2 protein-coding genes and 1 pseudogene are annotated in these 1,841 nt (G+C 45.8%); 1 reads left to right on the top strand and 2 read right to left on the bottom strand.

Annotated elements, in window-relative coordinates:
- On the top strand, window positions 1–315 hold a 315-nt coding region (locus tag RT422_RS12145), incomplete at its 5' end, for an SAM-dependent methyltransferase (protein WP_313422542.1).
- A 64-nt stretch (window positions 316–379) separates the two neighbouring features.
- Here RT422_RS12145 and nirD read toward each other — a convergent pair.
- Both nirD and RT422_RS12135 read right to left on the bottom strand, forming a co-directional pair.
- The gene (nirD, locus tag RT422_RS12140; RefSeq protein ID WP_309595197.1) at window positions 380–700 is read right to left on the bottom strand and encodes a nitrite reductase small subunit NirD; all 321 of its coding nucleotides are present in this window, start codon (window positions 698–700) and stop codon (window positions 380–382) included.
- A 70-nt stretch (window positions 701–770) separates the two neighbouring features.
- Window positions 771–1,841 (bottom strand): annotated as a pseudogene (locus RT422_RS12135) (nitrite reductase large subunit); the annotation flags it as partial.

Genomic DNA, 1,841 nt, shown 5'->3' with positions numbered 1-1,841 from the left:
GATACGCCGAATGAGCAATATGCTGAGTTGTTAGCGGATAATCAAACGGTGATTTTTTATATGGGGTTAAATACCTTGCCATCGCTGACACAAGGCTTGTTGCAAGCAGGTAAATCAGCCGATACTCCATTTGCCATTATTTCCAATGTCAGCCGAGAGAATGAACAGGTATTAATCGGGACACTTGATACCATTCAAACGCTACAAAATATTGCCAAACTGCCTTCCCCTGCAGTGATGATCATGGGCGAAGTCGTATCACTATATAATGAGTTAAATGCCAGTCGGCAATATTATCAACAATTAGTGGTGTAGTTTGATTGGGGTAAAGATAAAGGGGCATGATTTCTATACCCCTTTATATATTGTCGGCATTTAGTTAAATAAACACAGCGCCATGATTGACCTTAACTGGATACGATCTTAACGAAACTCGCTCATCATCAAGACACTTACCTGTTGCCAAGTCAAAACGTTGTTTATACATAGGTGACGCGACATAACGCACTTTTTGCCCGTCAATTTCACAGCTACCAAGTAGCCCCCTAGAAATGACGTTAGCCTTGCTAAATGGGTCAAAGTTATGCATGGCATATACTTCGTCATGATGGGTCCGAAAGATGGCAACTTGTTCGCCGTTGACTAGCGCACAAACGCCAGTTTCAGGGATGATATCGTCTAGTTTACAGATTTCATTCATGATTTGATTCCGTATTTTTTACCCGATGAGATGCCCATGGGACATCCCAGTTTGGTGAATGTTATTAACGTTAGGCAGGTGATGCAGTCTGGTCTGAGAATTCGGTTGCGTCTTGGCCAATCACTGACTTCTCATCGGCAGTTGCAGGACGAATTTGGCTCCGTTCTTCGACAAATACCACGTTGTCATCGACTTTGTCACTGTTGATAAAGTGCTTAAAGCGTTTTAAACGTTCTGGGTCAGACAGGGTGGTTTTCCATTCGCATTGGTACGCGTCAATGTCCGCTTGCATTTGGGCTTCGAGCTCTTCGGCAATACCCAGGCTATCATTGATGACCACCTGTTGAATGTACTCAAGCCCGCCTTCCATTTTCTCACGCCATACCGATGTGCGTTGTAAGCGGTCGCCTGTTTTTATGTAGAACATTAAGAAACGGTCTATATATTTAACCAGCGTGGCTGTGTCCAAGTCACTGGCAAACAGCTCAGCGTGACGAGGCCGCATACCGCCATTGCCACAGACATATAGATTCCAGCCATTTTCAGTGGCAATAATACCAACGTCTTTGCCCTGGGCTTCGGCGCACTCTCGGGTACAGCCTGATACACCGAATTTGATTTTATGCGGGGCACGTAAGCCTTTATAGCGGTTTTCCAGTTCGATGGCCAAGCCGACGCTATCATCCACGCCATAGCGACACCATGTGCTACCGACGCAAGATTTGACGGTACGCAAAGACTTGCCATAGGCATGCCCTGTTTCAAAACCTGCGTTGATTAAGCGTTCCCAAATATTGGGCAATTGGTCACTACGTGCACCAAATAAATCCACACGTTGCCCACCAGTGATTTTGGTGTAAAGTCCAAAATCCCGAGCCACTTCGCCCAGTACGATGAGTTTTTCGGCGGTAATTTCGCCGCCCGCAATGCGCGGCACAACTGAATAAGTACCATCTTTTTGGATATTCCCCAAGAAAGCGTCATTGGTGTCTTGCAGCGCAACCAAGGGTTTATCAAGAATATAGTCATTCCAGCAAGACGCCAAAATCGAGCCAACCGTTGGTTTACAGATTTCACAGCCATCACCGTGTCCGTGTCTTTCAATCATCTCTTCAAAGGTGTGGATATTGCCGACACGCAC

The organism is Moraxella sp. CTOTU49803, from assembly GCF_032097965.1.
GTDB classification, from domain to species: domain Bacteria; phylum Pseudomonadota; class Gammaproteobacteria; order Pseudomonadales; family Moraxellaceae; genus Faucicola; species Faucicola tetraodonis.
The sequence above is the reverse complement of the archived record's forward strand: the minus strand, read 5'-3'. Positions and strand labels throughout refer to the sequence as shown.

What these genes read in the sequence shown, in the direction of transcription:
- nirD (WP_309595197.1), bottom strand. Translation starts at nt 700, where the DNA reads ATGAATGAAATCTGTAAACTAGACGATATCATCCCTGAAACTGGCGTT.